Raw genomic sequence first — 26,430 nt, 5'->3', positions numbered from 1 at the left:
CAACAACTTGGTTTTATACTGCTCATCGGACTATTCATTCTCGTTACTTTTAATGACATTTTACGCACATTTGGAGGCTAATTACTGATGCTTGCTAAAGAAGGTATTTCAACTATACTTGTTGTATTTGGGTTCAGTTTACTTGTTATTTTTGCCGTCTCTTTTGCTCCTGTATGGTTGGGCTATGTTGTATATCCAATTTTAGCTGTTCTTTGCGGATTGGTTCTCTTTTTTTTCAGAGATCCGGACAGAAACACACCAGATGATGACTCACTTATTATTTCTCCGGCAGACGGTACAGTAGTCCTCATACAAGATGTCAAGGAAGACGAGTATGTCGGTGAAGAGGTTACACAGGTAAGTATTTTTCTGTCCCCACTTAACGTACATGTAAACCGAAATCCAATAACGGGTTTGCTGGAATATATAAAGTATTACCCCGGAAAATATCTGATGGCATGGGAAGACCACGCTTCTGAAATGAATGAGAGAGCTCATTTTGGTGTGACGCATCCATCAGGAATGAAAATGATGTTTAAGCAGATTACAGGGTTCATGGCTCGGCGAATCGTATATAATTTAGAAGAAGGTGATCAACTGAAAGCGGGAGAAAGATTCGGTATAATGAAATTTGGTTCCAGAATGGACCTGTTGCTGCCAAAAAAAGTTAAGATAAATGTGAAGATTGGAGACAAGACGGTAGCAGGGGAGTCAATCATCGGAAAAATCCAATAATTCATGAAATATCCCATTCAAAAACTCAGGTTTAAAAAGGGGAAACAGGGTAAAAGGAAAAAACTAAAACCGATTCCCAAAATTGTTGTGCCGAGTTTTTTCACGTTGATGAACCTATTCTGTGGATTTCTATCCATATTATTGGTTGCTGATGGAAATTTGGTAGCTGGATCGTGGCTTATTGTTCTAGCCGGTTTATTTGATGTTTTGGATGGTTTTATGGCAAGGCTTGCTAACGCAACCAGCGAATTTGGAATGGAACTGGATTCAATAAGTGATGTAGTATCTTTTGGTGTAGCACCGGGGTTTCTAATTTATATTTTTGCTCTGAATGAGCTTGCTATCATCGGAATTTTATTAAGCGCTCTGCCACCTCTATGTGGGGCCATTCGTTTAGCACGATACAACGTTGAGTCTAAATATGACGAGTTAAACTACTTTAGGGGTTTGCCAATCCCTGCACAAGCAGTCATGTTTGCAGGATTCTACCTAACCTTTAATAATAAACTTTTCCTGTTTGATGGATTTGAACAGGGAGTTATAAGTGTGTTGATTCCTGTTGTTATTCTACTCTCTTTCTTAATGGTTAGCACCATACCATTCGACAAAATTCCTCGTTTTGATCGGGAATCTGTCAAGAAATATAAGGCGAGGATCATTCTTTTAGCCGTTTATCTTTTTATAATTTTAATATTACAAGACATAGGACTGATCGTAGTATTCTCCTTTTTTATTCTTAAAGGTTTGATAATGGGCCTTTATATATTCTGGAAACAAGCCTTTACAGACGAGCCAGATCCGCTGGACAATGGAGTAAACTTTTGAAAGTAAGGGTTTACGTTACTTTTTGATTTCCTGATTAACAAAATCTTCGATTTTAACAGCATTTTCATGAGTCAAGGGAATCACTCTACCAAAAAGCTGTGCCATATAAATCCAATCATTTGATTTTCCCTTTTTGAATCTTACACAGCGATCTTTTTTTGCAAAATCGTTGTAAAGCGATTTATTTGGCATCTGATCGATTTTTAAGTCTTTAATCTTCTGAAGTTGAAAACTCTCTTCATAAACCAATCTGTCTCGCACGTGGTACTTAAGGTAGAGTGTATTGTCTTCAGATATAAATGAGATCACTACCTTTCCGTCTTTTACTTTAAACAGGCTTAAAACCATTAGAGCAAAGAATGAAAATGAGATCAAACGTAAAAAGCCTTCAAGTAACACTTCATCAACCATAAGGTAATAAGCGAATAGAATAATTGCGGCTATTCCACTTATTGTAGCAATCATCGGCCAGAAACGGGAGTACTTCTCTTCAATTTTCAATTTCTGAGTCATGACAAAGTTCGTTTTTGTATAATTTCACCTTCTGTGGTGTGATAGCAATTATACAGATTTACAGTTAAACAGGAATGAATCGGAAGGATGCTTATGAAATTGTTTTCATCCACTATTTTGGGATCGAATCCACTTAGAGTGCCATGCTCCTGAGACAGTCCGGATAGCATTACTCCATCAAAAGGAACTATACCGTTTTCTTCTATTTTAAAAGCCTGGCCATAGTTTTTATAACCATTTTGCTCAATGTAATCCTTCGAAAAGTGAACTGCTCCGCCGTGTACGATTACCTTATTTTTACTGATTCTCTGGCTGAACGGGACTTTAACAGAAACTGCTACATCATTTGGATTGCAACTGCCTATTTGGACCTGCATCCAGTCATAGAAAACCAGATTACCGGGTGTGATTTCGTCAATGCCATCAAAATCTTCTAAAACAGATGCAGAAGGAGTGTCACCCAATGAGGTCTTTGCTTCCGGATAAAGCTTTTTTAGTTCTCTCAAAGCGGATAACGATTGCTTTACCTTTTCCTTGATTTCTGATTTTCCGTGAGCTTTGTAGGTTCCTCCATCGTGGATATAGAACCCATGAAATTCAGAGTTTTTACCATTTTTAATTACACTGATTAGGTTTTTGATTTTTTCTTTTTCAGTAATGGATATTCCACTGCGACCATATCCTGCATCAATTTCAATATAAATCTTAAAGCTTTTTTTTAATTCATTGTTTAATAACGACACATCACCTTCCCGGTTTAAAAATAGCCGGAGTTGTGCTTTTTCCTGGAGATCTTTCAGACCATCAATCATTCCGTGATAAAAGGGAAATGCGATCGTTATATCATCCCAATCATCCTGAACAAAATATTTAGCCATTCCTATTGAAGAAACTGTAATCCCGTTTATACCAAATTCACGAAACCAACGCCCGATCTCTATCGATTGATGTGTTTTAAAATGGGGACGAAAACTTAAACCCAGTTTTTCTGCTTTGTAAGCTATTCTTTTTATGTTATTTCTACAGCGAATTTTATCTAATAATAGTATAGGAGAATGAACCATTTTCGTTAATTATAACCGGATTAAATATTAAATATAAAATTATAACTCATTGATCAGAGATAGCAGATCTTGATATGATCTATTTTCTAAAGAGTATTAACTGAAATTATGAATGAATTACACTCTAAAAGGTCTTATAATTGAACCATCAAAAAAAGGAAAAACTTGCAGAAAAAGAATACGAAATTCATCATTGGTAGATTAGAGAAAATAGACTTTCCTGAATTCTCTATCTCAAATTTAGAAGCAAAAATTGATACCGGGGCTTACACGTCTAGTTTACACTGTCATCATTTAGAGCAGATAAAATCTAACGGCGAAAATTGGGTTCAATTCATCCTGCTGGATCCCAAACATCCAGAATACGAGAAAAATCCATTTTCGGCTCCGATTCATAAAATTCGAAAAGTAAAAAGCTCAAATGGGCAGATACAAGAAAGGTTCACTATAAAAAGAAAAATCAGGTTTTTTGGAAAAATTCACACTATAGAACTTACCCTCACCGACAGATCAGAAATGAAATTTCCTGTTTTAATTGGGCGTAAGTTTTTATCCAATAAATTTTTAGTAGATGTATCTAAAAAATATTTAACTCAACAAGACTTATCATAATCTATGAAGCATCAAGCATATAGAATTGCAATTCTTTCAAGAAACCGATCACTTTACTCCACGAAAAGATTAATCGAGACGATTGAAAACAAAGGGCATAAAGCTATTGTTTTGGATCACTTGAAATGTGATATAGTGATTGAACAGGATTTGCCATCTATATACTATAAAGGTGAACGCTTACAGAATATAGATGCTGTTATTCCAAGAATTGGTGCTTCCGTTACTTTTTACGGAGCTGCAGTAGTACGCCAGTTTGAAATGATGAATATTCCTACTGCCGTAGAGTCTCAAGCATTGGTTCGCTCTCGCGATAAACTCAGAAGTCTCCAAATAATGGCAAGAGCTAGTGTGGGTATGCCTAAAACTGTTTTTACAAACTACAGTAAAGAGGTTAAAAAAATTATTGATAGTGTGGGTGGCGCTCCGTTAATCGTAAAACTACTTGAAGGTACTCAAGGGTACGGTGTTGTTTTGGCTCCAACTAAAAAAGCTGCTGAATCTATTATTGAAGCATTTCACAGTATGAAAGCTCGGGTAATTGTCCAGGAATTTATTGAAGAAGCTAAAGGTGCGGATATCCGTGCATTTGTGATCAATAATAAGGTAGTTGGAGCTATGAAGCGACAAGGCAAAGAGGGTGAATTCAGATCAAATTTACATCAAGGCGGTACCGGTAAATTGATTAAGCTATCTAGAGATGAGCGAAAAGTTGCTTTAACAGCAGCTAAAGCTATGGGTTTATCCGTAGCTGGCGTAGATATGCTACAATCAGAACGAGGTCCTTTAGTGCTCGAGGTAAACTCTTCACCCGGTCTTGAAGGAATCGAGAAAACGACAAATAAAGACGTAGCCTCAGAACTTATAAATTATTTAGTTGACCTCATTGAGAGTTCTAAACTCAATAAAAATAAGAAGTTTAAGTCCAATGCATGATTACATAGAAATAAATGAAAAAAAAGTTGCAAGGGGAGAGGATAAACTGATAAACCTCTCTATTGCAAGATTACCCACATATACTAGTATTGATCTGCCTGTTCGTGTTATAAGGGGGGAAAATCCGGGCCCGGTACTATTAATTTCGGGTGGATTGCATGGCGACGAAATTAACGGGATTGAGATTATAAGGCGAATGCTGGTGAAAAATATTCTCAAACCTGAATGCGGATCAGTAATCGCTATTCCATTGATGAATGTATATGGCTTTATACAGAATGTACGTGGCGTTCCGGATGGTAAAGATATCAACCGCAGCTTTCCCGGCTCAAAAAGCGGCTCACTGGCCAATCTGGTTGCATATAACATCATGAAAGAAATAATACCTAAGGTAGATTACGGTATTGATTTTCATACAGGTGGTGCCAGCAGATCCAATTTTCCACAAATTCGTTGCACCTTTGATGTACCTGAGAACATTGAATTGGCAAAAGTTTTTTCACCACCCGTAATTTTACATTCTAAGTTGATTGAAAAATCATTTAGAAAAGCTGCATTTAAAAAAGGAAAACAAATCCTCGTGTTTGAAACAGGCGAATCATTACGCATAGATAATTTTGGTATTGAAGAGGCCATTAAAGGGACCCAACGGTTAATGAAGTATTTGGGTATGATCCAAAATGCACCTGAACCTCAGCAAACAGAAATATTTGAGAAATCAAGTTGGATAAGGGCTAAAATCGCCGGCTTATTTCATCCAAAAGTTGTTTTAGGGGACAACATCAATAAAAGGCAGTTATTAGGACGAATTACAGATCCCTACGGTAATGAAACTGTAAAGGTAGTCAGTAACTATAACGGTAAAGTCATAGGATTAAATTATAATCCTGTTGTTCATAAAGGAGATGCAATCTTACATATCGCAAACAGAGCAAAACCATGAAATCAGATTTATTATTTTACGTAGTGTCAGCAAGAAAATGGTCCGATATTACAAGAGGCGGAGAATTTAAGCCTGAAGAACTTGTAGAAAACAATAAAATAACGCTCATAGAGGCAGAAAAAGTAAACGACTACCTGAATAGTAAATTCTCAGGCAGAAAGAATTTATTTTTGTTGATCATTGATATTACGAGAATGGATAAAAGACTTAAAAAAAATGATGAAGGTCTCTATATAGTTGAAGGTGCTGTTCCGGTCGTAGCTATACTTGATAAAATCCGTTTAGATAGTAATAAAGAAGGCAAGTTCGATATACAAATTGATCAGAACTAAATTCTTAAACAGCCTTTGTAACCGATTCCTGGAGAATATCGACTGAAATTGGTTTAATGAGATAATCAACGAACCCAAACTTTTTCGCTTTCTCTCTAAATTTGTTGTCAGAGTTGCCGGTGATGTAAATTACTTTTATATCAATTTCTCTCTTTAGGATTTCTATAACCTGTATGCCATTAATTTCGTCTTTCAGTTGAATATCCATAAGAACCAAATCAGGAGAGGTCTCTTTTATTTTTTTAATCGCTTCAGAACCTTCAACTGCAGTACCGCTAATGATATGACCTAAGTGTTCAACCATTTTTTTTAGCATTAGCTGTAAGAGGCGATCGTCTTCGACAATAAAGATTTTCATATGTACTGTGTATGAAATAGGGTAAAGTTATTGGTAAATAAGGTAATAAAAATAAATAGGATGAATGTAATGCTTTATCATTACTCGTATAATATATATTATGTAAAGTTAAGTAAATTGCACGCTATGTCACTGATTTGTAATAACACGTCCATACTCCCCTGGTTCAACGCATGTTAATTAGTTTAGGATGCGGTACTGGAATTAGAAAGGACTTTTTGAATAGCTCTAAAGTCCGGTAATTTGCTCGCATCTTCTAAAACTTCAGCATACTCTACATTTAGGTTTTCACTAATCACAAATGCAGCTCTCTTCGGCACTCCTTTCAATCCGTAAAAATCATCATAGATAATATCAAACTGCTCAGAAACTTCTCTGTTGAAATCACTTAATAGCGTAAAGTTCAAATTGTTAGCTTTTTTAAACTCTTTTAGCACAAAGAAGCTATCTACACTTATAGCGGCAACATTTGCATTCAGAGAGTTGTATAGCTTCATGTTATCCCTGGTTACACATAACTCTTCAGTACAAGTACTGGAAAAAGCCAAGGGAAAAAACAAAAGAACGGCTTTACCATTTTTAATTAAATCATTTAGACTCTCTTGTTCCCCATTTGAATTTTGAAGTGTAAAATTCTGTACGGTGTCCCCTTTAGTAATGGCCATATCTGTTAATACTTGAGTTTGAATTATAGAATTTAGTTAAAGTGAAACTTAGCAAACCAAGACCTATGGCAGCTAATGTTTGCCATAACCAAAACCCTATATAATTCAGTTCCTCGATCCAAAAAAGTATTCCGGATGATGTTAATAATATTACTGCAAGTGTGGTGAGAAATAATTCACGTTTTTCTTCAAAATGGCTCAATAAGATAAAAATCAATGAAAGTATTGCTGCTATTTGTATTAGTTGAAGTACCAACTCAATGATGGACTCATTACCGGTAATCAATGGGTAAAGAATTGGTATAACGATTGGAAAATAAGTAAGAATATAAGGATATCTGGCAAATTCAGGCTTCAGTTTCCTATTTGTTATCAAAAGAATGACCAATACCATAGAGAAAATTGAAAGTAAAAGCACTTCAGACACAATCCATGAACTACTATAATCCAGAAGTTTATTAATCTGAAAAAAAATAATTGAGATCAATACAAACAGGCAGGTAAATTTAACGTCTTGATGTTTGCTCTCCAGGGCAATAAATATATATGCTGCTCCAAGAGCTGATACTAAAATGATTAATATTTCACTCCAAATCATTCATATCAGTTATTTTGACGATTTTTAGCTTTTGCATTGATCTCTTTTTGAGCCATCTTTTCGTTCTGATAGATCAAAATCAGATCCGTAATCTCTTTGAGATGTTTTCTCTCTTGTCTAACCATGCCTTGTACAAAATCATATAGTGTAATTATTCGACCTGATCTGTTTTTAACTCCTCTCTCCCAATCAATAAGTGGTATGTTCTTTATCACATTGAGAAGCGCTGCACGATGCTTTGAGATTTTCCTTAAAACTTTTTGGATATCTTTTTCATCCTCTTCAACTTCGAAGGTTTCTTTGTACTCTTTAAACTCAGACAGATCAAGAAGACGGTTTTCTTTAAAAATCTGTTCTATAATTGGACGATAGTAATTTGTCTGGGCGTGATCGATTAATTTTAACGTAGTGTAGATCGATATCCCTTCAGGCGGGTCTTCAGAGTGTGGCACTCTGTCTATGACATACTGCAGAGCCTCAGCTTCGTCTGCGAGATAACTCACATCCTCCATCAATTGTTCATACTGTTCCTGAGTAACTTCCTGATCAGTCATCATAATAAGCTACCGAACTAAACAGACCAGTTTTTAGACGCTTCTGTAGCATCATTTTTCTTTTGTTGTTCGAGCATATCAACCAGGGAGAGACCTGTATTCCAATCGGTATCTCTATCTCTCACAGAGTGAATATTATTCTCTTCCTGGAAATCCCAGAATTGACCAAACTGTCTGTTTTTATATTCTCTTAAAAATTCCAAACGGTCGGATAGATCTTCCTTAGCAACTAACAGTCTTTCCTTGTCGTAGATTGCATCTTCTCGCGACTCAAAAACAATATCGTAGTCTTTACTCATCACAATTGCTTCTTCAGGACAAACTTCTTCGCAATAACCGCAGTAAATACATCGAAGCATGTTGATCTCAAAAAAGTTGGGATACCGCTCTTTTGGATCATCAGAATCTTCGTTAGCCTGCATGCTGATTGCCAATGGCGGGCAGGCCCGAGCACAAAGCCCGCAAGCAACACAGCGCTCTTCGCCGTTGTCTTCAACCAATACCGGACGTCCACGAAAAGAAGCCGGTGGATCCCATTTCTCTTCCGGATAATTCATCGTAAATGTGGGTGCAAACATTTGTTTAAAGGAATACTTCATCCCTTTTAAGATTTCAGGAATGTAGAGTTTTTCCAGAAATGACAGTTTACGTTCCCGCTGAAAATCTTCGCTTATGGGGTTAGCAGACGGTTTATCTAGATTTTTTTGCATTCTGATGCGCGTTTAAAAAGATTTCTGATACTGATTTTGAATTAAAAATAAGCCTTTATACTATCGAGTTCAAAGATAATTACATAACTATATAAGTTATTTTTGTCGAAATACCATAGTAATCGGCACTCCTTCAAAGCCATACTCTTCGCGTAATTTACTCTCAATAAAACGCCTATAATTTGGCGGTAATTCCTGGGGGTTGTTCATAAAAAATTTAAACACAGGCGGATTGCTTTTAACTTGAACCGCATACTGTATTTTAAGTTTACGACCTCGCTTTACAGGAAGCGCCCTCTCCTTCAACATATCTCCAATAAAGTCGTTCAGTTCCGGAGTAGATATCTCTTTCCTCCGTTCTTGAATAACTTTCTCGGCTGTTGATATTACTTTTTCAATTCGCTGCCCTGTTAAAGCAGAAATAGAAATAATTGGTACATACTTCATCGTCGGAACTTTACCGTAGATGTAGGTATGAAACTCTTTTAAAAGATTTGTGTCTTTTTCCGGTACTGCATCCCATTTATTGAGTGCGATTACTATTCCTTTATTAAAATTTTCAGCCTCTCGCAGGATGCGTTTATCCTGATCATCAAATCCCTGATTTGCATCGAGCATTAAAATAACTACATCCGCTTCTTTGATTGCCCTGTTGGTTCGAACGGTACTGTAGAATTCTACATTTTCTTTCACTTTAGCTCTTTTTCGAAGTCCGGCTGTATCTACGATTATGTAATTTTTTCCTTGATACTCCAGCTGACTATTGATAGAGTCGCGTGTTGTTCCGGGAATATCTGTTACAAGGCAGCGGTCACTTTTCAATAATGCGTTCATCAGACTGCTTTTACCGACATTAGGGCGACCTACAAAAGCTATTTTGGGAAATTTAGGCTCTTCTATCTCAGCTTTTTCTGGAGGTAACTTCTCAACTACCTTATCCAGAAGATCACCGGTTCCGGTACCACTGATAGCTGAAACCGGGTAAATTTCATCAAATCCAAGGCTATAAAATTCAACGGCTTCCATCGTTTTTTTCTCATTATCCGCTTTGTTCACGACAAGAAATACCGGTTTTTCCTGTTTACGGAGCATATTTGCTACAGATTGATCAAGGGAACTAATTCCGCTTTCAGTATCAACAACAAACAGAATTACATCCGATTCCTCCATTGCCATGTGAACCTGTTCTCTTATACCTGCTGTGATTACATCTTCTTCATTCGGAAGATATCCGCCAGTGTCTACAACGGTAAAATTTCTGCCATTCCAGTAGCTTTCTCCATAATGCCTGTCTCTTGTTACTCCATAGTCATCATGGACAATAGCTTTTCTTCTCCCTATTAGTCGGTTAAATAGTGTAGATTTTCCTACATTGGGTCTGCCAACGATTGATACTGTTGGATTCATATTCTTTATTAATTGTTTATCTTAGAAGAGCGAAAGTTAATGATTTTTATTGTAAGCTAATGCTTGAAACTTTATACAACTATTTTGGTTTTGTCGGATCATTGGGGATTTCATTCCTGGCGTTTTTATTCTTTGTATTCTGGATGGCCGGAGTAGCCGGAATTTGCTCTCTTGATAGACCAAAACACAGACAATTTATATTCTTTTCACTGGCTATTTTTATACCGATTTATCCTGTTTTATGGCTTATAGCGGACATGATTAAACAGAGAAAGCAGTTGAAGAAACTCTAACTTTCTAATTCTCTGCCCTCCCCTTCAATTTGATTTTGAGGAGATTCATTTTCCTCAACAAGCAACCAAGGCTCTACAAGTTCATCTGAAAGGCTATCAATAAAGCGAGAGGGATTGGAAAAATAGTCACCGTACCGACTTTGAAATAGTGCCGGATATGTAATAAAAAGGTTCTCTTTTGCGCGCGTCACGGCCACATAAAGAAGCCTTACTTCTTCATCAAGCTGATCCTCGTCATCCAAAGCGTAACCTGAAGGCAGAATACCATCCAAACACTGAATGAGAAAAACTGTTCGCCATTCAAGTCCCTTTGCCGAATGAATCGTGCTCAAAATTAACGGGCTTTCATCTTTTTGAGCAGTTTCTGTTTCAATTGCTGTAGCTTCGATGGGATCCAGGGCAATCTCCTCAATCATAACATCCAGGGAACGGTATGTTCCCGATATATCAACGAAGGTTTCAAGGTCTTTCATCCGTTTCGGATGATCGTCAAACCGTTTTTTACAAAATACCGAATAGTAATCCACTACGGCCTGCAGTTGCTCCGGAACCGAACCGGAAAGTTGTTTTAATTTAGAAAACAGATCACCCAATGCTTTTAGCTGCGTTAAATATCGTTCACTGATGTTTGGAGCATTTTGAGGACGGAATGGATCCCCGTTTTGATGAGACCACAAAAATAGATCTTCAGCCGTTTTAGGACCAATGCCATCAATAAGCATTAAAATCCGATTCCAGGAAATTGAGTCTTTTGGATTGAGCAAGACCCGCAAATGAGCAAGCACATCTTTAACATGAGCTGCTTCCGTAAATTTTTGCCCTCCATATTTGATGTACGGAATATCCTTTTTATTCAGCATGACTTCCAGATCAAAAGAATCCCTGCCATTTCTGAACAGCACCGCTATATCATTGAGTTCTGATCCCTGTTCCCGAAGGTTTAAGATCATCTGCGTTAAAAACCGGCTTTGATCATTCATATTTGCTGCTTTGACCAACCCCGGCAGATCTCCTTTTTCGTTGTTCGTGTAAAGCTTTTTGTCAAATTTTTCCCGGGCTTCTTCTAACACACGGTTTGCCACATCAAGTATTCGCTGGGTTGAACGATAGTTCTCTTCCAGTTTGATAATTCTGGTGTTTTCAAAAAGATCCGGAAACCGCATCATGTTTTTATGATCGGCGCCCCGAAATGAATAGATACTCTGCGCATCATCACCTACAGCCATTACATTTTTATGATAGCTGCTAAACAACCGGGTTAATTCAGCCTGCAAAGCATTGGTATCCTGATACTCATCCACCATTACGTAGCGGTTTTTAGAAGCAACCTGAGTCCTGATTTCTTCATTATTAAGAAGCAGATCCCGAGTTTTTACTAGCAGGTCATCAAAGTCCATGACAAAATTTATCTCTTTGTAGTCTTGATACTTAGAGTATAACTCTTCAATTTTTTCTAAATATGAAATAAATTGAGGATACTCATCTTCAATCGTTTCTCTAATAGATCGCTGCTTATTTACAGAACTACTAATGATTGAATAAAGAGTTGATTTCTTTGGGAATCGTTTTCTCTCCTTTGGAATATCCATCCTGCTGCGCACCAGGTTGATTACATCCATTGCATCAGCAGCATCAATTATTGTAAAGTTTTCGGGGTATCCTATACTTTCAGCATTCTGATGTAGCAATTTGCTGCAGTAGTGATGAAACGTCCCTCCCTCTACCCTTTGACACCTCTCATCCAGTATCTGACTGGCCCTACGCAACATTTCGTGGGCTGATCTTCTGGTAAACGTTAACAAAAGGATTTCAGATGGATCTGATCCGCTTTCTACCAGTCTCGACACACGATATACAAGCGTTCTTGTTTTTCCCGTACCTGCTCCGGCTACAAGAAGAACCGGTCCATCATTATGCATGACGGCATCCAGCTGAGCCTTATTTAATAGGTTCTCATACTCAATAGTATAGTCAGCCGGAGAAATATCGTCTTTGGAGAGGACAAACTTTTTCATGGCCGTAAACTATTAAATTTGGCCGTATGTAAAAAACATGTTTAGATAAATCAGCCTAATCGCGCGCCATTTTGAATCTTTTTGTCAGGTATGGCTAGGACCACACTCCCATCTTCTCTGTAAAATCCCGTAATCAAACATTCCGACATGATTGGACCAATCTGTTTGGGCGGAAAGTTTAACACAGCAATAACCTGTTTTCCAACCAGATCATTCTTTGAATAGAGATCTGTGATCTGAGCACTCGACTTCTTGATGCCGATCTCCGGGCCAAAATCGACCTGAAGCAGGTAGGAAGGTTTATGAGCTTCGGGAAATTCTTCAGCTTCCAGTACTGTCCCAACCCGAAATTCTACGTTTTCAAACTGTTCCCAGGTTATTGTCTTCAAAACAGATTAGTTGGGTTTTACAACGAGGTTAATAATTCTGCCCGGTACAAAGATCTCTTTTACGACCGTTGATCCATCAAGATATTTTTGAACTTTTTCCTGCTGCTTAGCAAGCCCGATAACAAACTCTTTGTCATTGGCTTTTTCAGCGGGTACCCGGATCTGCTCTCTAACTTTACCGTTGATCTGAACCGGATACTCAATGGTATCGCTCTTAAGGTATTCTTCTTTGAGTTCGGGCCAGTCTTCGAAAGCAAGACTCTCTTCATGACCCAATTTTCTCCAAAGTTCTTCTGCCAAATGCGGAGCAAATGGTGCCAGAAGCAAAATGTAGTCTTCAGCAATCTCCTTTGGAACAGAATTCCATTGATTGGCTTCATTTACAAAAATCATCAATGCAGATATTGCCGTATTAAACCGCATATTTTCAATATCTTCAGTGACTTTCTTTATAGCTTCATGCAGAACTTTAAGCTGATCCCTGTCAGGTTCACTCTCAGTAATGTTCAACACTTCTTCCTCACCATCACCCAGGAATAGTCTCCATGAACGGTTCAAAAAGCGATTTACACCTTCTACACCTTTGGTACTCCATGGTTTCACCTGCTCAAGCGGCCCCATAAACATCTCATAAAGGCGCAGTGAATCAGCTCCATACTGATCAACCACATCATCCGGATTGATGACATTTCCACGTGATTTAGACATTTTATGTGCTCGAGCCTCAACTGTAATTTCAGTTCCCTTCATCACAAACCGGTCACCTTTCTTTTCAACATCAGATTCTGATAGAGGTAATCTCTGAACTTCATCCATATCGTCAGCTTCGTCTGCAGAGATCATTTTTCCCTCTTTTTCAAAAGCTGTGTACTCCATTTCGCCAAGTATCATCCCTTGGTGAACCAATTTTTGAAAAGGCTCTTCTGTACTTACCACACCGCAGTCGAACAAAACTTTGTGCCAAAAACGTGCATAGAGCAGGTGCAATACAGAGTGTTCAGCTCCACCAACATAGAGATCCACGGGCATCCAATATTTCTCTTCGTCAGCTTCTACCGGACCGCCGGCAAATTCAGGACTGATATATCTTAGATAGTACCAGCATGAACCTGCCCATTGTGGCATAGTATTCGTCTCACGAATTGCTTCTTTCCCGGTTTCGGGATCAGTCGTTTTAATCCAATCTTCAGCTCTGGCCAATGGCGGTTCACCTGATTTAGTAGGCTGAAAATCATCGACTTCAGGTAATGTTACAGGAAGCTCAGATTCTGGGAGCGATTTGGGTTCTCCATCGACATGAATAATGGGAAAAGGTTCACCCCAGTAGCGTTGGCGGGAGAACAACCAGTCACGCAGTTTAAAGTTCACACTTTTATTACCAACTCCATTCTCCTCAAGCCATTCCGTAATTTTCTCTTTTGCTTCAGCTATGTGGAGGCCGTTCAAGAAATCGCTGTTAATGGCCGGGCCATCTTCCGTGTAGGCTTTTCCTTCGAAATCCTCTGGTGGCTGGACGGTGCGGACTATAGGCAGATCAAATTTTTCGGCAAACTCCCAATCCCTTTCATCCTGACCAGGCACAGCCATAATAGCACCGGTACCATAATGCGCCAGCACATAATCCGCTACCCAAATCTGGATCTCTTTTCCATTGACAGGGTTGATAGCGTAGGCTCCGGTAAAAACACCGGTTTTATTCTTCACTTCCTGCCTTTCCAGGTCGGATTTATGACCCGCTTTCTCAACATAAACTTCAACCTCAGGCCGTTGCTCTTTTGTTGTAATCTCTTTTACAAGATGGTGTTCAGGAGCAAGTACCATGTAAGTTGCACCAAAAAGTGTATCAGGGCGAGTTGTAAATACTCTCAGCTTATCATCGTAATCCTTAATTTGAAAGTCTAATTCTGCACCAATGGATTTCCCTATCCAATTCCGCTGCATCTCTTTGGTTGAATCCGGCCACTCAAGATCATCCAGGTCTTCCAACAGTCTTTCTGCATATTCAGTTATCTTCAAAACCCACTGCCGCATGGGCTTTCTGACCACGGGATATCCTCCAACCTCACTCTTGCCATCAATCACCTCTTCATTTGCAAGAACGGTTCCGAGCTCGGGGCACCAGTTTACAGGCACTTCATCTTCGTAGGCTAACCCTTTATTGTAGAGTTGTAAAAAAATCCACTGAGTCCATTTGTAGTAATCGGGATCTGTCGTATTCACTTCCCGGTCCCAATCGTATGAAAAGCCGAGCATTTGAAGCTGTTCCCTGAACCGGTTGATATTCTTTTCGGTTGTATCTCGCGGATGTGTGCCTGTTTTTACTGCATACTGCTCAGCCGGAAGTCCAAATGCATCCCAGCCAATCGGGTGTAACACATTGAACCCCTTCATTCTCTTGTATCGAGCTAAAATATCTGTAGCTGTATATCCTTCAGGGTGACCAACGTGCAAACCTGATCCGCTTGGGTATGGAAACATATCCAGGATATAATACTTTGGCTTGTCGTGATCTTCTGGTGTTTTAAACGTTTTATTTTCCAGCCAATATTTTTGCCAGCGGGTCTCAACTTTTGAAGGATCGTAAGAACTCATTAATTCTTTAAGATTACGTTAATTTGATCTATGAAATGGATTTATATATAGCTATCAAAGATAAAGAAATAATAAGTCAGGGTCATCTCAATCTCAGCGTCAATTTAGACGTGCTGTTATTTAAAACGCTTCAGAATGTCATGATAGGAATCAATTCTGCGATCTCTGAAGAAAGGCCAGGTTTGCCTCTGTTTTTCTATGGAGTATAGGTCAATGTTGACGTTCAGAATTTCTTCATTCTCACCAGCTTGGGCAAGAATCTGTCCGAAAGGACCTGCTATAAATGAGTTGCCCCAGAACTTAGTACCCTCCTCCACTCCAACCCTGTTTATACCCGCAACAAAGCATCCATTAGTAATGGCATGACTTCGCTGAATAGTTAACCAGGCATCCATAAATTCTTTTTTATCCACATCACTCTCCTCAGGCAGTGTTCCGATTGCTGTTGGATAGACTAAAATTTCGGCTCCTTCTAAAGCGGTAAGTCGGGCTGCTTCTGGAAACCACTGATCCCAACAGATGAGGGTGCCGATTTTACCGGCTGATGTTTCAAAAACCTTATACCCTCTGTCCCCTGGCGTAAAGTAGTACTTTTCATAAAAGCCGGGATCATCTGGAATGTGCATTTTCCGATATGTTCCTAAAATGCTCCCATCCTTTTCAAAAACTACCATAGTATTGAAATACACACCGGGCGCTTTCTTTTCAAAGAGTGGCAGTAATAGAACAATTTTAAGTTCAGCAGCCAGTCTGCTAAAACGTTCGGACATAGGTCCAGGAATCGGCTCTGCCCAATTGAAATATTTCTGATTTATTTCACGGCAAAAATATGTAGTGTGAAACAACTCCTGCAGAGCAACAACATCAGCTCCATTCTGAGCTGATTTTCTAATTAGTAATTCGGCCTTGTCAATATTCTCGTCTATGTTTGTACTGCAGCTGTATTGTATGGCAGAAAATTTCACGGTGTTCAGAAATGATTTAAAAGTTACCTGTAGATATGTTTAAAAAATGAATGTAAGGAAATTGATTGTAATACCCATTTAAGTTCAATCAGACATTTGAAATAAATAGCTTTTGAAAGCGCTTTTCTTTTCAAAAAAAGAAGGGAAAGCTATACCTTATATCAACCATAACATGATATCAACTATAACATGTAATCTGCTAATTCATCGCCATCGGGGATTTTTTGGGTGGTACAGTAAAGATGTAAGCCGATACAAATTGCTAACAGTTTTCTCTAAGAACTAAATCTCTAAAGAAAAGCATACTAATGAAAATCGACTACAAAAATCAGCCAAAAAGCAATATTGGGCTAGATTATCTTGGACTAAAGAATACAGAAAAAGCGCTGTGGAATCTGAACCCTTCTCAGCTTTATGAGCAAGCTTTAAATAACGGAGAGGCGAAACTAACTGATAAAATGGTTCTTTTGGTTCAAACCGGAAAATATACAGGCCGCTCACCCAAAGATAAATTTCTCATTGAACAACCATCCATTAATGATGATATCGACTGGGGCCCCATCAACCAGCCCATATCCGAAGAAGTATTTGAAAATCTGCATAAAAAAGTGGTTGATTACCTTGATGGCAAAAAAGTTTATGTGAAAGATCTTTATGCAGGCGCTGATCCTAAATATAGACTAAATGTCCGCATCGTCAGTGAGGCTGCCTATCATGGTTTGTTTTCTCACAATATGTTTATCAATCCATCAGAAGAAGAACTCAAAACTCATGATCCTGAGTTTACTGTTCTTGCTGCTCCTAATTTTGAGGCAAACCCTGAAGTTGATGGCACACGTTCTAGTACATTTATTCTCTGCAATTTTGAGAAAAAAATCATACTTATTGGTGGTACACTTTATTCAGGTGAGGTAAAGAAAGGTATTTTTGCTGTTATGAACTACCTTTTACCCAAAAAGAATGTTATGGCAATGCACTGTTCTGCAAATGTGGATAAAGATGGCAAAACCGCAGTCTTCTTTGGATTATCGGGTACCGGTAAAACCACGTTATCTGCTGACTCCAGTAAAACACTGATTGGTGACGATGAGCATGGCTGGAGTGATGATGGAATCTTTAACATCGAAGGTGGTTGCTACGCAAAGACCATTAATCTCTCCCCTGACAATGAACCAGAGATCTTTCAAACAACTCAAATGCCAGGCACGATATTAGAAAATGTTGTTCTGGACAAAAATAGAGTCCCCGATTTTACCGATGACAGCCTGACACAAAATACCCGCTGTGCCTATCCAATTCAATACATTCCAAATGCGAGTGATACGGGGCGTGGAGGTCATCCGGAGAATGTGGTCTTTCTTACTGCTGATGCGTTTGGCGTGCTCCCTCCTATCTCTAAATTAACTCCTGAACAGGCAATGTATCATTTCATTAGTGGTTATACAGCCAAAGTTGCAGGAACTGAACGTGGAGTAACCGAGCCACAGGCAACATTTTCTGCATGTTTTGGTGCTCCTTTTATGCCATTGCACCCCACAGTTTATGCTGAGCTTCTTGCTGAAAAAATAAGGAAACATAACTCAAGTGTATGGCTGGTAAATACCGGCTGGACCGGTGGAATGTACGGAGTAGGAAACAGAATGAAACTTTCTCATACTCGTAAGATGCTAAACGAAGCACTGGAAGGAAATCTGGATAATGTGGAATTCGTTACAGAACCAATTTTTGGGCTTCAAATTCCAACCTCAGTTGAAGGTGTACCTGATAAAGTACTCCGACCAAAACAGACATGGTCTGACAAGGACGCTTACGATAACAAAGCTGCTGAGTTAGCCAGGATGTTTAAAGAAAATTTCAGAAAATTTAGCGATCAGGCCAGTGAAGAGCTCCTTGCTGCCGGACCGAATATCTAAATTTCCATATACTTCTAAGCAAAACCCCGGTTTTACTTCCAGTAGGCCGGGGTTTTTTATTTATGCAAGATTCACCTACACCTTAGGATATCTCTACTGAATACTTTTAGACAGTGTTGAATATCCTTACATTTACATCATCGAATAAATGGAATATGAGATTTAATTGAATGAATACAGAACAACAGCCAAATTTCAACAGTACTGTTTCGATTGATAAAGTAGGTGTTGAAGAACGTGTAAGTCGCCTAAATAAACGAAGCATCAAAAATGAATCAAAGATGCAGGCTTTGAAACTTGCATTGAGTATGATTGACCTTACAACTCTGGAAGGCAAAGATTCTGAAGGGAAAGTGATCCAACTTTGCAGCAAGGCTCGAACACCTTATGCACCCATGCCCGACTTGCCCTCTGTAGCCGCCGTATGTGTCTACCCAAGTATGGTTAAAACTGCAAAAAATGCTTTGAAAGGAACATCCATTAATGTTGCCAGTGTGGCTACTGCATTTCCAAGCGGAATGGCTTCGCATCAGGTGAAGCTGGAGGACACAAAATTTGCAGTTGATGCCGGTGCAGATGAAATCGACATGGTCATTTCCAGGGGAGAATTTTTAAAGGGTAATTACAATTTTGTATACGATGAAATTGCCTCCATCAAAGAAGCCTGCGGAGATGCACACCTTAAAGTAATTCTTGAAACAGGTGAGCTTGAGACATATGAAAATGTTCGAAAAGCAAGCGACATCGCCATGTACGCCGGTGCTGATTTCATTAAAACATCAACCGGTAAGATATCACCCGCTGCAACTCAGCCTGTTACACTTGTTATGCTGGAAGCAATCAGAGACTATTATCAGGCTACCGGAAAAATGATTGGCATGAAGCCAGCCGGTGGAATTCGAAAGGCAAAGCAGGCTTTACAGTACCTGGTTCTGGTTAAAGAAACACTTGGTGCTTCCTGGCTGAGTCCCGAGTGGTTTAGGTTTGGCGCCAGTTCCTTAACGAATGATCTATTGATGCAAATCGTGAAACAGGAAACAGGTGTTTACCAAAGTTCAAATTACTTTTCGAATGATTAAGGGCTGCTGTTCAGTACTTTACAAAGAATATCTATTTTTTATATAAGAACAATTTTACATTATGACTCAATCAACAAAAGAGAAGTCTCAAAACGGTGAAGTCAAACCTACCTCTCCAAATTCAGATTTGAAACTGGATTTTAATTCTTTTTGGTCCTATAGCGATGCACCTGAAAGCAGCGGTCATATCAAGCTTAAAGAAAAGTATGATCTCTTTATAAATGGTGAGTTTGTTGCCGGAAAAAAAGGTAGGATGATGAATACCATCAACCCTTCTACCGAAAAGCCACTGGCAGAATTTACGGAAGCAACTTCTGAAGATGTTGATGCTGCGGTAAAGTCGGCGCGTAAGGCTTATGAAAAAACCTGGAGTAAACTATCCGGCAAAGAGAGAGGGAAATATATCTACCGATTGGCCAGGATGATTCAGGAACACGCAAAAGATCTGGCGATAATCGAGTCTATGGATGGCGGGAAACCCATTCGTGAATCACGTGATGTAGATGTTCCATTAGCCGCGGCTTACTTTTTCTATTATGCAGGCTGGGCAGATAAACTGGATTATGCATTTCCCGGCCGCAAAGCTGATCCTGTTGGCGTATGCGGGCAAATCATCCCATGGAATTTTCCACTATTGATGCTATCATGGAAAATCGCCCCTGCTCTTGCTGCCGGAAATACCGTAGTACTTAAACCTGCTGAAACTACTCCTCTCACCGCACTTAAATTTGCTGAAATTTGTCAGGATGCCGGTTTACCGGACGGTGTCGTTAATATTGTAACCGGAGCCGGCCCCACAGGAGCCGCAATTGTAGATCATCCGGATGTTGATAAAATTGCTTTTACCGGCTCTACCGAAGTTGGTAAGATAATCCAAAAGTCCCTGGCCGGTACGGAGAAGAAGTTTACTCTTGAGTTAGGTGGCAAAGGACCCAATATTGTATTTGAAGATGCACCAATAGATCAGGCCGTCGAAGGAATTATAAACTCTATATTCTTCAATCAAGGACATGTTTGCTGTGCGGGTTCACGGCTTTTAGTTCAGGAAGGTATTTCAGACAAACTTCTTAAAAAATTAAAGGAGCGGATGGAGACCTTAATTGTTGGAGATCCGCTGGATAAAAACACCGACATTGGTGCTATTAACTCTAAAATGCAGTACGATAAAATTAACGAATATCTTGAAATTGGAGTAAATGAAGGCGCAACAATCCATCAGAGTAGCGTTGATATTCCTGAAAACGGATATTTCTGCAAACCAACCCTTTTTACAGATGTTGGCCAGAGTAACCGAATTGTGCAGGAGGAGATATTTGGCCCGGTATTAACCATTCAAACCTTCAGAACACCGGAAGAAGCTATCGATAAGGCAAATAACACACCATTTGGGCTTGCCGGTGGAATTTGGACAGATAAAGGATCCAAGATTTTTAAAGTAAGCCAAAAAATTCGTTCAGGTGTAGTTTGGGCTAACACCTTCAATAAATTTGACCCCACATCTCCTTTTGGCGGATACAAAGAGAGCGGGATGGGCCGCGAAGGTGGTTTGCACGGCCTCTACCCTTACGTTAATTTGAAATAACCTGATCTAAATATTTATTTAAAAAAGTGTTGCTATGTCAGATAGAATTGAAGTATTGAAGACCTACAAAACCTATGTGGGCGGAAAATTTCCAAGAAGTGAGTCGGGGAAAACGTATCCCATTAAAGATGCATCAGGTAGTGTAATTGCCAATGCCTGCCGTTGCACACGAAAAGATGTTAGAGATGCTATGCTGCCGGCTCGATCTGCATTTGGAGACTGGAGCGGCCGTTCAGGTTACAATCGCGGACAAATTCTCTATCGGATTGCAGAAATGCTGGAAGGAAGAAAAGAGCAATTCATCAAAGAGCTGGAACTTGGTGGCATGAAGGCTAAAGCTGCCGCAGAAGAAGTGAATTTGTCGATTGACAGATTGGTTTATTTTGCGGGCTGGACGGATAAATATCCTCAGGTTTTCGGGACAATCAACCCTGTGGCAAGCCAGCACTTTAACTTTACAGCACCTGAACCAACGGGCGTCGTCGCGATTATCAGTACTGATGAGTCACCTCTCCTTTCTATTGTATCACAGGTGGCTCCGGTCATTGCAGGAGGAAATAGTTGTGTGGTTTTGGCCTCTGAGACAAATCCCCTTGTAGTCGTCAGCTTTGGTGAGGTATTGAATTCATCTGATGTTCCCGGCGGAGTAGTGAACATACTGACAGGGTTCAGAGATGAAATGCTGGATCATTTAACAAAACATATGGATGTAAACGCCGTTTTCAATTCAATTGATAATCAGGAAACAAGGAAACTTATTGACCTGAATGCATCTATAAGTGTAAAACGTGTACATCACTACCCTGTTGATAGTTGGTTTGATGAAAAACACGAAAATCCATACCTCATACTCGAATTTCAGGAAAGTAAAACCACATGGCATCCAGCAGGCGTATAGTCAATATGAAAAAACTGATCCTAAGTTTATTACTTTTTCCACTTCTTTTGAGCTGCTCTACCACAGAGTCTGCAACAGAAAACGATGATCGTACCACCACAGAACGCTCACCTTATCTTGAAATTTCTGATGAAGCCCTGGAAGAGTTTGCCCTTGAGGAATTGGATGAGTTTGAGCGTACACTTTATCTGAACAGAACCCGGTTAACAGATCGTTTTGCTACTATTCAGCATGATATGCCGGAGCTTTTCACGAGAGAAATTGCCGTTGAAGAAAGAGAGACTGATCAATTTGCAGGCTACAGGGTTCAAATTCTATCAACACGCGATGTTATACATGCTGATACGACTCGTGATAATTTTGTGGCTTGGTCTGATACAACGATGGAGGCCTATAAACCAAACGCATACGTTCATTTTCGCCAACCGTATTACCGTGTACGAACCGGTGATTTTCAAAATCGAGATAAAGCTATAGAGTTTTCAAGACTCATTAAACAGCAGTATCCGGAAGCATGGGTTGTTCACGATCGAATAGAACCTCAAAATGTACCCGCAGACACAACTACATTTCGTTTTAGAGAAATCCTTAAAAAAATTGATATTGATTCTGAACCAGAGCAAAACTCACCGGATAATGATATTCGGTAAATTTTCTGAAGAAATAACGATTTGTGCTATTCAAACCTAAACATTGAATCTGAATAGCATCACATCACCGTCTTTTACAGTATACTCTTTACCTTCCTGTCTCATTTTACCGGCTTCCTTTGCAGCTTTTTCTGACTTCAACTCAGCATAGTCATCAAAAGAGATGGTTTCAGCCCGTATAAATCCTTTCTCAAAGTCAGTGTGAATAACCCCGGCAGCTTGTGGTGCTTTAGTACCTTCAGTGATGGTCCATGCACGCACCTCTTTTGGTCCCGCCGTGAAATAAGTAATGAGACCCAAGTTTTTGTAAGCAGCCTGGATCAAGCGGTCTAACCCTGCAGATTCAACACCGAGTTCTTCCAAAAACATCTCTTTCTCTTCCTCATCCAGTTCTGCAATTTCCGCCTCAATTTTTGCACAAAATGTGACGATCTCGTCGTCAAACTGATTGGCAATTTCCCGAACAGTTTCTACATATTGATTTCCACTGTTTAACTCATTCTCTGCTACGTTACATGCGTATAAGACAGGTTTATCGGATAAAAGTGATAGATCGCGATAGGCTTTTTTCTCTTCCTGATCAGCTTCAAATGTTCGGGCACTGTTCCCATCACCTAAATGATCTGCCAGTTTTTGGATAACCTCCAGATCAGATAATATTTTTTTATCACCGCTTTTAGATTCTTTTTTTAGTTTCTCCAGACGTTTCTCTACCGATTCCAGGTCTTTTAAAATCAACTCATCCTCAATGATGTGAATATCGCGTTCCGGATCAACAGAACCCTCAACATGAATGATATCATCATCATCAAAACAGCGAACAACATGCACAAGCAAATCCACTTCCCGAATGTGTGACAGGAATGCATTCCCTTTCCCTTTTCCTTCAGATGCCCCTTTAACCAATCCGGCGATATCTACAAACTCAATAGTTGCAGGCACGGTTTCTTTTGGATCTATCAGGTTTTTAAGTGTGTTTAATCGTTCGTCTGGAACCGTAACTAACCCTACATTTGGGTCGATTGTACAAAATGGAAAGTTGGCAGACTCTGCGCCTGCATTACTCAAGGCGTTAAAAAGTGTGGATTTACCGACGTTTGGTAATCCAACAATACCACATTTTAAGTTCATAAATATCAGGCTTAAATATCGAGTGAAGTTTGTTGTATAAATTTTTGATCAGGCAGAATTACGGCAGTTAGTTTTCCATAACCGAGTTTTTCATAAACACAACCGGTATCTATGCCAATCATTTTTTTCTTTTGGATAGGATGTGGTCTTGGGGTGTGGCCAAAAACAACGGTTTTCTCCCACGGCGTCTCAAACGAATCAATATGCTCTCTTCCCCATAGGAAAAAATCGTTAAATTCATCAGATTCTATACTTTTCTTGATGGGCTGATAAGGAGGAACACCGGCATGAACAAAGAAATATTCTTCTGTCTCATAAAAAAGTTCTGTATTTCTGTAGAACTCAATATGATCTTCCGGCAGCTGCTCAACCCCTTCCACATCATAAGACCGAAGTGTAGTGTCACCGCCATTGAGAAGCCAGTTGTAATCTCTTTTTGATTCAAGAGAATCAAGAAGCATTTGTTCGTGGTTTCCTCGCAGAAATATACACTTTCTTTCTTCTTGAGCTTTTAGAAGAAAGTCGACAACCCCTTTCGAGTCAGGTCCACGGTCAATATAATCACCAATAAAAATAAAAGTAGAATCGGAGTACGTTTCGAGCTTATTCCATAACGCTATTAACGATTGAGAACACCCATGTATATCTCCTATTGCAATAAGTTGGTTAGCCATTAATTATGAGGATTCAATAAGGCCTCTGCCTTTTTTAGTGATTTTTCCATCTTCTGAGAGCTGATTCAAAACAGCATCTAAAATGCCGTTCACAAAATTACCACTTTTCCTGGTGGAGTACTCTTTTGCTAACTCAATAGATTCATTTATGGTTACTTTAGTCGGTACTTCCGTAAAGTGGAGAAATTCAGAAATTGCCATTCTCAGAATTAATTTGTCAAGAGTAGCAAGGCGCTCTACCTTCCAATTTTTTATATGGCTTTGAATGATTTCATCGTATTCATGAGCGTTATCTACAGTAACGAGCAGTAGTTTTTCTGCAAACTTTACTGCATTTGTGTCGTCTGCTAAATTAGCTTTAATAATATTTTTAGTAACATCCTGTGTACGGCTTTTTCCAATTTCAACAGCATAAATAGCTTTTAATGCTGATTCCCGGGCTGCTCTTCTGTTTGACATACATTTGTATAAATTTTCAAAGACTTTAAAAATACAAAGCTTTCCGTTCAGCCGAAAGAAAAGTCAACGATTTCTTTTGCTATTCAAACGTTCTGTATCGTATATTTGAATTCTCGGGTTCATAGCTCAGTTGGTTAGAGCGCTACATTGACATTGTAGAGGTCGGCAGTTCGAATCTGCCTGAACCCACATTTAACCATTCCCTTCTTCTAAATCTCTCATTTTGAAACTATCTACACGTCGCAATAATGAGGTAACACTGACTTATGACTTTACCCTAATAAAATAATTGGGAATTGGCCATTCGTTTTGTGCAAATCTTACGGATAACCCATAATCTGTGTTTATATAGATAAGCGAAATTTACTTCCGGGAAGTGTCAGAAATTTTATTTTTGACTATAGGTTACATGAATATCAGTTCTCGGAGCGTTCCTGAACAAACAGCTTATTCAAAAGCTTCAGGTTGATGGAGTCGCGATATGTAACCTCTCTCTCTCCTTTTATGGCTGTAATCACAAAATGCGCCGTATCAGAGCAGTGAATAACATTCTCCCAGGTTTGATCACAGGCAAATATTTCTGTCGAAACAGAGTCCGCATGGTGTGTTATTTCAAAAGTAACTCTGTGAACATCGGGTGTAGATTGACGATGTTCCCAATCAACAGTTTCTATTAAATCATCTTTTAAAAAAAGGTCTGATGAATCAGCATAAATTTGATTTAGAGAAAGAGAATCTTGTAACGAGTTGTAGGTTAAATAATTTGGAGAGTCGGGTGTATATTGATTCATAACCCCCTGCTGAGAACGATCTGAATTAAATAGGGAATCTGAGAAGTGCGTATTACACCCTAAATTAATAATTGATGCTACAATGAGAAGTATACCCATTGTACTGGAAAATGTCTTTACCCATTTCATTTTTAGTCCTCTGATTAGAATACCCTTAAAATAAACTAGGACGTTACCAACTCCTATTTGCCGACTTGCAGGATCTCTAATTCTGCAAACCTATATCGCTAAATCATGATTTAATGTAATAATATTCTTGGACTCTTACTTAAAAACACGTGTTATTAACGGTTTTATTAGAGAATTTTCACGTAGGTATTTTATCGTACTTCTTCAGTGTTTAATAATTAGTAGTGTCAATTATTAATAGAACTAATAGACAGACAAACAATACCATTTTTCTTGCCAAAATGCCTTGTATTCCATTAGAGTACGCTTTAATTTAATTAAATATATCCATCAAAAATAATTTCTATTATGAGTAAAGTAGCAATATTAATTCTATTCATCACAGCTCTGTGGATTACAGGGTGCAGCAGTAATGATACTACTATGAGTGAAAATCCATTTTATACAGAAAGCACACTTCCTTTTGAAGCTCCAGACTTTGATGTCATTGAGAACCGGCACTTCATGCCAGCGTTTGAACGCGGAATGGAAGAAGAATTAAGTGAGATTGACAGCATTTCCACTCAGGATTCCGAACCTACATTCGAAAATACGATTGTGGCGATGGAGCTGACCGGT

At 39.0% G+C, this 26,430-nt stretch carries 28 protein-coding genes, 1 tRNA gene and 1 pseudogene; 14 read left to right on the top strand and 16 right to left on the bottom strand.

Annotated features, from left to right (window positions below; translation table 11 throughout):
• Positions 1–87 precede the first annotated feature (87 nt).
• Positions 88–735, top strand: a complete 648-nt coding sequence (locus ACESM0_RS05515; protein WP_372904447.1) for a phosphatidylserine decarboxylase family protein — start codon at positions 88–90, stop codon at positions 733–735.
• A gap of 3 nt (positions 736–738) precedes the next feature.
• Entirely contained in the window at positions 739–1,560 is an 822-nt protein-coding gene (gene pssA / locus ACESM0_RS05510; protein WP_372904445.1) for a CDP-diacylglycerol--serine O-phosphatidyltransferase, read from the top strand.
• A 15-nt stretch (positions 1,561–1,575) separates the two neighbouring features.
• Here the strand turns inward: pssA and ACESM0_RS05505 are convergent, their stop codons facing one another.
• Together ACESM0_RS05505 and ACESM0_RS05500 are read right to left on the bottom strand one after the other, a co-directional pair.
• Positions 1,576–2,073: a hypothetical protein gene (locus ACESM0_RS05505; protein WP_372904443.1), complete on the bottom strand. Its 498-nt coding sequence runs from the start codon at positions 2,071–2,073 to the stop codon at positions 1,576–1,578.
• Positions 2,070–3,137 carry an alanine racemase gene (locus ACESM0_RS05500; RefSeq protein WP_372904441.1) on the bottom strand — a complete coding sequence of 356 codons (1,068 nt, stop codon included), beginning with the start codon at positions 3,135–3,137 and terminating at the stop codon, positions 2,070–2,072. Before ACESM0_RS05500 ends, ACESM0_RS05505 begins: the two co-directional genes overlap by 4 nt.
• 165 nt (positions 3,138–3,302) lie before the next feature.
• Here ACESM0_RS05500 and ACESM0_RS05495 point away from each other — a divergent pair, with 165 nt between their 5' ends.
• Genes ACESM0_RS05495 through ACESM0_RS05480 form a run of 4 tightly spaced genes read left to right on the top strand, consistent with a single transcriptional unit; the run spans position 3,303 to position 5,960 of the window.
• Positions 3,303–3,749, top strand: coding sequence for an ATP-dependent zinc protease (locus ACESM0_RS05495; protein ID WP_372904439.1), 447 nt, complete (start codon positions 3,303–3,305; stop codon positions 3,747–3,749).
• Positions 3,750–3,752: 3 nt separating this feature from the next.
• Entirely contained in the window at positions 3,753–4,685 is a 933-nt protein-coding gene (rimK, locus tag ACESM0_RS05490) for a 30S ribosomal protein S6--L-glutamate ligase (protein ID WP_372904437.1), read from the top strand.
• Complete coding sequence (locus ACESM0_RS05485; protein ID WP_372904436.1) at positions 4,678–5,628, top strand: succinylglutamate desuccinylase/aspartoacylase family protein; 951 nt, start codon at positions 4,678–4,680, stop codon at positions 5,626–5,628. Before rimK ends, ACESM0_RS05485 begins: the two co-directional genes overlap by 8 nt.
• The gene (locus tag ACESM0_RS05480; RefSeq protein ID WP_372904434.1) at positions 5,625–5,960 is read left to right on the top strand and encodes a hypothetical protein; all 336 of its coding nucleotides are present in this window, start codon (positions 5,625–5,627) and stop codon (positions 5,958–5,960) included. Before ACESM0_RS05485 ends, ACESM0_RS05480 begins: the two co-directional genes overlap by 4 nt.
• A 4-nt stretch (positions 5,961–5,964) precedes the next feature.
• Here the strand turns inward: ACESM0_RS05480 and ACESM0_RS05475 are convergent, their stop codons facing one another.
• The 6 genes from ACESM0_RS05475 to der all read right to left on the bottom strand — a co-directional run bounded on the left by ACESM0_RS05475 (position 5,965) and on the right by der (position 10,252).
• Positions 5,965–6,318, bottom strand: a complete 354-nt coding sequence (locus ACESM0_RS05475) for a response regulator (RefSeq protein ID WP_372904432.1) — start codon at positions 6,316–6,318, stop codon at positions 5,965–5,967.
• A gap of 185 nt (positions 6,319–6,503) precedes the next feature.
• Positions 6,504–6,983, bottom strand: a complete 480-nt coding sequence (locus tag ACESM0_RS05470) for a redoxin domain-containing protein (RefSeq protein ID WP_372904430.1) — start codon at positions 6,981–6,983, stop codon at positions 6,504–6,506.
• Positions 6,970–7,581 carry a hypothetical protein gene (locus ACESM0_RS05465; RefSeq protein WP_372904428.1) on the bottom strand — a complete coding sequence of 204 codons (612 nt, stop codon included), beginning with the start codon at positions 7,579–7,581 and terminating at the stop codon, positions 6,970–6,972. Before ACESM0_RS05465 ends, ACESM0_RS05470 begins: the two co-directional genes overlap by 14 nt.
• 5 nt (positions 7,582–7,586) lie before the next feature.
• Positions 7,587–8,138, bottom strand: a complete 552-nt coding sequence (locus tag ACESM0_RS05460; protein WP_372904426.1) for a hypothetical protein — start codon at positions 8,136–8,138, stop codon at positions 7,587–7,589.
• A 14-nt stretch (positions 8,139–8,152) separates the two neighbouring features.
• Positions 8,153–8,845 carry a NuoI/complex I 23 kDa subunit family protein gene (locus ACESM0_RS05455; RefSeq protein WP_372904424.1) on the bottom strand — a complete coding sequence of 231 codons (693 nt, stop codon included), beginning with the start codon at positions 8,843–8,845 and terminating at the stop codon, positions 8,153–8,155.
• Between the two features lie 96 nt (positions 8,846–8,941).
• On the bottom strand, positions 8,942–10,252 hold the full coding sequence (gene der, locus ACESM0_RS05450) for a ribosome biogenesis GTPase Der (RefSeq protein ID WP_372904422.1): 1,311 nt from the start codon (positions 10,250–10,252) through the stop codon (positions 8,942–8,944).
• Between the two features lie 59 nt (positions 10,253–10,311).
• On the opposite strand from der, the gene ACESM0_RS05445 reads away from it, so the two are divergent.
• Positions 10,312–10,545: a hypothetical protein gene (locus ACESM0_RS05445; RefSeq protein ID WP_372904420.1), complete on the top strand. Its 234-nt coding sequence runs from the start codon at positions 10,312–10,314 to the stop codon at positions 10,543–10,545.
• Here the strand turns inward: ACESM0_RS05445 and ACESM0_RS05440 are convergent.
• The 4 genes from ACESM0_RS05440 to ACESM0_RS05425 form a co-directional block, all read right to left on the bottom strand.
• On the bottom strand, positions 10,542–12,560 hold the full coding sequence (locus tag ACESM0_RS05440; RefSeq protein WP_372904418.1) for an ATP-dependent helicase: 2,019 nt from the start codon (positions 12,558–12,560) through the stop codon (positions 10,542–10,544). The genes ACESM0_RS05445 and ACESM0_RS05440 overlap by 4 nt on opposite strands.
• A 50-nt stretch (positions 12,561–12,610) precedes the next feature.
• Positions 12,611–12,949, bottom strand: a complete 339-nt coding sequence (locus tag ACESM0_RS05435) for a tRNA-binding protein (protein WP_372904417.1) — start codon at positions 12,947–12,949, stop codon at positions 12,611–12,613.
• 6 nt (positions 12,950–12,955) lie between these two features.
• Complete coding sequence (gene leuS, locus ACESM0_RS05430; RefSeq protein ID WP_372904415.1) at positions 12,956–15,541, bottom strand: leucine--tRNA ligase; 2,586 nt, start codon at positions 15,539–15,541, stop codon at positions 12,956–12,958.
• A 116-nt stretch (positions 15,542–15,657) separates the two neighbouring features.
• Positions 15,658–16,515 (bottom strand): carbon-nitrogen hydrolase, encoded by an 858-nt coding sequence (locus ACESM0_RS05425; RefSeq protein WP_372904449.1) that lies wholly within the window; start codon positions 16,513–16,515, stop codon positions 15,658–15,660.
• A 299-nt stretch (positions 16,516–16,814) separates the two neighbouring features.
• On the opposite strand from ACESM0_RS05425, the gene pckA reads away from it, so the two are divergent.
• The 5 genes from pckA to ACESM0_RS05400 all read left to right on the top strand — a co-directional run bounded on the left by pckA (position 16,815) and on the right by ACESM0_RS05400 (position 22,628).
• Positions 16,815–18,419 (top strand): phosphoenolpyruvate carboxykinase (ATP), encoded by a 1,605-nt coding sequence (gene pckA, locus ACESM0_RS05420; protein ID WP_372904413.1) that lies wholly within the window; start codon positions 16,815–16,817, stop codon positions 18,417–18,419.
• A 170-nt stretch (positions 18,420–18,589) separates the two neighbouring features.
• Entirely contained in the window at positions 18,590–19,498 is a 909-nt protein-coding gene (gene deoC / locus ACESM0_RS05415) for a deoxyribose-phosphate aldolase (RefSeq protein ID WP_372904411.1), read from the top strand.
• A 61-nt stretch (positions 19,499–19,559) separates the two neighbouring features.
• On the top strand, positions 19,560–21,080 hold the full coding sequence (locus ACESM0_RS05410; RefSeq protein WP_372904409.1) for an aldehyde dehydrogenase family protein: 1,521 nt from the start codon (positions 19,560–19,562) through the stop codon (positions 21,078–21,080).
• 34 nt (positions 21,081–21,114) lie between these two features.
• Entirely contained in the window at positions 21,115–21,978 is an 864-nt protein-coding gene (locus tag ACESM0_RS05405; protein WP_372904407.1) for an aldehyde dehydrogenase family protein, read from the top strand.
• A gap of 5 nt (positions 21,979–21,983) precedes the next feature.
• Complete coding sequence (locus ACESM0_RS05400; protein ID WP_372904405.1) at positions 21,984–22,628, top strand: SPOR domain-containing protein; 645 nt, start codon at positions 21,984–21,986, stop codon at positions 22,626–22,628.
• A 36-nt stretch (positions 22,629–22,664) separates the two neighbouring features.
• On the opposite strand, the gene ychF is transcribed toward ACESM0_RS05400, so the two are convergent.
• The 3 genes from ychF to nusB are packed head-to-tail and all read right to left on the bottom strand — an operon-like array spanning position 22,665 to position 24,892.
• Positions 22,665–23,759 carry a redox-regulated ATPase YchF gene (ychF, locus tag ACESM0_RS05395; RefSeq protein WP_372904403.1) on the bottom strand — a complete coding sequence of 365 codons (1,095 nt, stop codon included), beginning with the start codon at positions 23,757–23,759 and terminating at the stop codon, positions 22,665–22,667.
• 11 nt (positions 23,760–23,770) lie between these two features.
• A complete protein-coding gene (locus ACESM0_RS05390; protein WP_372904401.1) occupies positions 23,771–24,433 on the bottom strand; it encodes a metallophosphoesterase family protein in 663 nt (220 codons plus the stop codon).
• 3 nt (positions 24,434–24,436) lie between these two features.
• On the bottom strand, positions 24,437–24,892 hold the full coding sequence (nusB, locus tag ACESM0_RS05385) for a transcription antitermination factor NusB (RefSeq protein ID WP_372904399.1): 456 nt from the start codon (positions 24,890–24,892) through the stop codon (positions 24,437–24,439).
• A gap of 115 nt (positions 24,893–25,007) precedes the next feature.
• Between nusB and ACESM0_RS05380 the strand changes: the two genes are divergently transcribed.
• Positions 25,008–25,081, top strand: a tRNA-Val gene (locus tag ACESM0_RS05380).
• 227 nt (positions 25,082–25,308) lie between these two features.
• Here ACESM0_RS05380 and ACESM0_RS05375 read toward each other — a convergent pair.
• Complete coding sequence (locus tag ACESM0_RS05375; RefSeq protein WP_372904397.1) at positions 25,309–25,812, bottom strand: hypothetical protein; 504 nt, start codon at positions 25,810–25,812, stop codon at positions 25,309–25,311.
• A 348-nt stretch (positions 25,813–26,160) separates the two neighbouring features.
• On the opposite strand from ACESM0_RS05375, the pseudogene ACESM0_RS05370 reads away from it, so the two are divergent.
• Positions 26,161–26,430: pseudogene (locus tag ACESM0_RS05370) on the top strand (hypothetical protein); the annotation flags it as partial.

The sequence above is a fragment of the Rhodohalobacter sp. genome (assembly GCF_041686455.1).
GTDB lineage: Bacteria > Bacteroidota > Rhodothermia > Balneolales > Balneolaceae > Rhodohalobacter.
The sequence above is the reverse complement of the archived record's forward strand: the minus strand, read 5'-3'. Positions and strand labels throughout refer to the sequence as shown.

Excerpts from the sequence above, each read along its gene's own strand:
- ACESM0_RS05485 (WP_372904436.1), top strand. The coding sequence starts at position 4,678 with ATGCATGATTACATAGAAATAAATGAAAAAAAAGTTGCAAGGGGAGAG.
- nusB (WP_372904399.1), bottom strand. The coding sequence starts at position 24,892 with ATGTCAAACAGAAGAGCAGCCCGGGAATCAGCATTAAAAGCTATTTAT.
- ACESM0_RS05460 (WP_372904426.1), bottom strand. The coding sequence starts at position 8,138 with ATGATGACTGATCAGGAAGTTACTCAGGAACAGTATGAACAATTGATG.
- ACESM0_RS05400 (WP_372904405.1), top strand. The coding sequence starts at position 21,984 with ATGAAAAAACTGATCCTAAGTTTATTACTTTTTCCACTTCTTTTGAGC.
- deoC (WP_372904411.1), top strand. The coding sequence starts at position 18,590 with ATGAATACAGAACAACAGCCAAATTTCAACAGTACTGTTTCGATTGAT.
- rimK (WP_372904437.1), top strand. The coding sequence starts at position 3,753 with ATGAAGCATCAAGCATATAGAATTGCAATTCTTTCAAGAAACCGATCA.
- pssA (WP_372904445.1), top strand. The coding sequence starts at position 739 with ATGAAATATCCCATTCAAAAACTCAGGTTTAAAAAGGGGAAACAGGGT.
- der (WP_372904422.1), bottom strand. The coding sequence starts at position 10,252 with ATGAATCCAACAGTATCAATCGTTGGCAGACCCAATGTAGGAAAATCT.
- ACESM0_RS05480 (WP_372904434.1), top strand. The coding sequence starts at position 5,625 with ATGAAATCAGATTTATTATTTTACGTAGTGTCAGCAAGAAAATGGTCC.
- ACESM0_RS05470 (WP_372904430.1), bottom strand. The coding sequence starts at position 6,983 with ATGGCCATTACTAAAGGGGACACCGTACAGAATTTTACACTTCAAAAT.
- ACESM0_RS05465 (WP_372904428.1), bottom strand. The coding sequence starts at position 7,581 with ATGATTTGGAGTGAAATATTAATCATTTTAGTATCAGCTCTTGGAGCA.
- ACESM0_RS05440 (WP_372904418.1), bottom strand. The coding sequence starts at position 12,560 with ATGAAAAAGTTTGTCCTCTCCAAAGACGATATTTCTCCGGCTGACTAT.
- ACESM0_RS05455 (WP_372904424.1), bottom strand. The coding sequence starts at position 8,845 with ATGCAAAAAAATCTAGATAAACCGTCTGCTAACCCCATAAGCGAAGAT.
- ACESM0_RS05375 (WP_372904397.1), bottom strand. The coding sequence starts at position 25,812 with ATGAAATGGGTAAAGACATTTTCCAGTACAATGGGTATACTTCTCATT.
- ACESM0_RS05390 (WP_372904401.1), bottom strand. The coding sequence starts at position 24,433 with ATGGCTAACCAACTTATTGCAATAGGAGATATACATGGGTGTTCTCAA.
- pckA (WP_372904413.1), top strand. The coding sequence starts at position 16,815 with ATGAAAATCGACTACAAAAATCAGCCAAAAAGCAATATTGGGCTAGAT.
- ACESM0_RS05475 (WP_372904432.1), bottom strand. The coding sequence starts at position 6,318 with ATGAAAATCTTTATTGTCGAAGACGATCGCCTCTTACAGCTAATGCTA.
- ACESM0_RS05515 (WP_372904447.1), top strand. The coding sequence starts at position 88 with ATGCTTGCTAAAGAAGGTATTTCAACTATACTTGTTGTATTTGGGTTC.
- ACESM0_RS05445 (WP_372904420.1), top strand. The coding sequence starts at position 10,312 with ATGCTTGAAACTTTATACAACTATTTTGGTTTTGTCGGATCATTGGGG.
- ACESM0_RS05505 (WP_372904443.1), bottom strand. The coding sequence starts at position 2,073 with ATGACTCAGAAATTGAAAATTGAAGAGAAGTACTCCCGTTTCTGGCCG.
- ychF (WP_372904403.1), bottom strand. The coding sequence starts at position 23,759 with ATGAACTTAAAATGTGGTATTGTTGGATTACCAAACGTCGGTAAATCC.
- ACESM0_RS05500 (WP_372904441.1), bottom strand. The coding sequence starts at position 3,137 with ATGGTTCATTCTCCTATACTATTATTAGATAAAATTCGCTGTAGAAAT.
- ACESM0_RS05410 (WP_372904409.1), top strand. The coding sequence starts at position 19,560 with ATGACTCAATCAACAAAAGAGAAGTCTCAAAACGGTGAAGTCAAACCT.
- ACESM0_RS05405 (WP_372904407.1), top strand. The coding sequence starts at position 21,115 with ATGTCAGATAGAATTGAAGTATTGAAGACCTACAAAACCTATGTGGGC.
- leuS (WP_372904415.1), bottom strand. The coding sequence starts at position 15,541 with ATGAGTTCTTACGATCCTTCAAAAGTTGAGACCCGCTGGCAAAAATAT.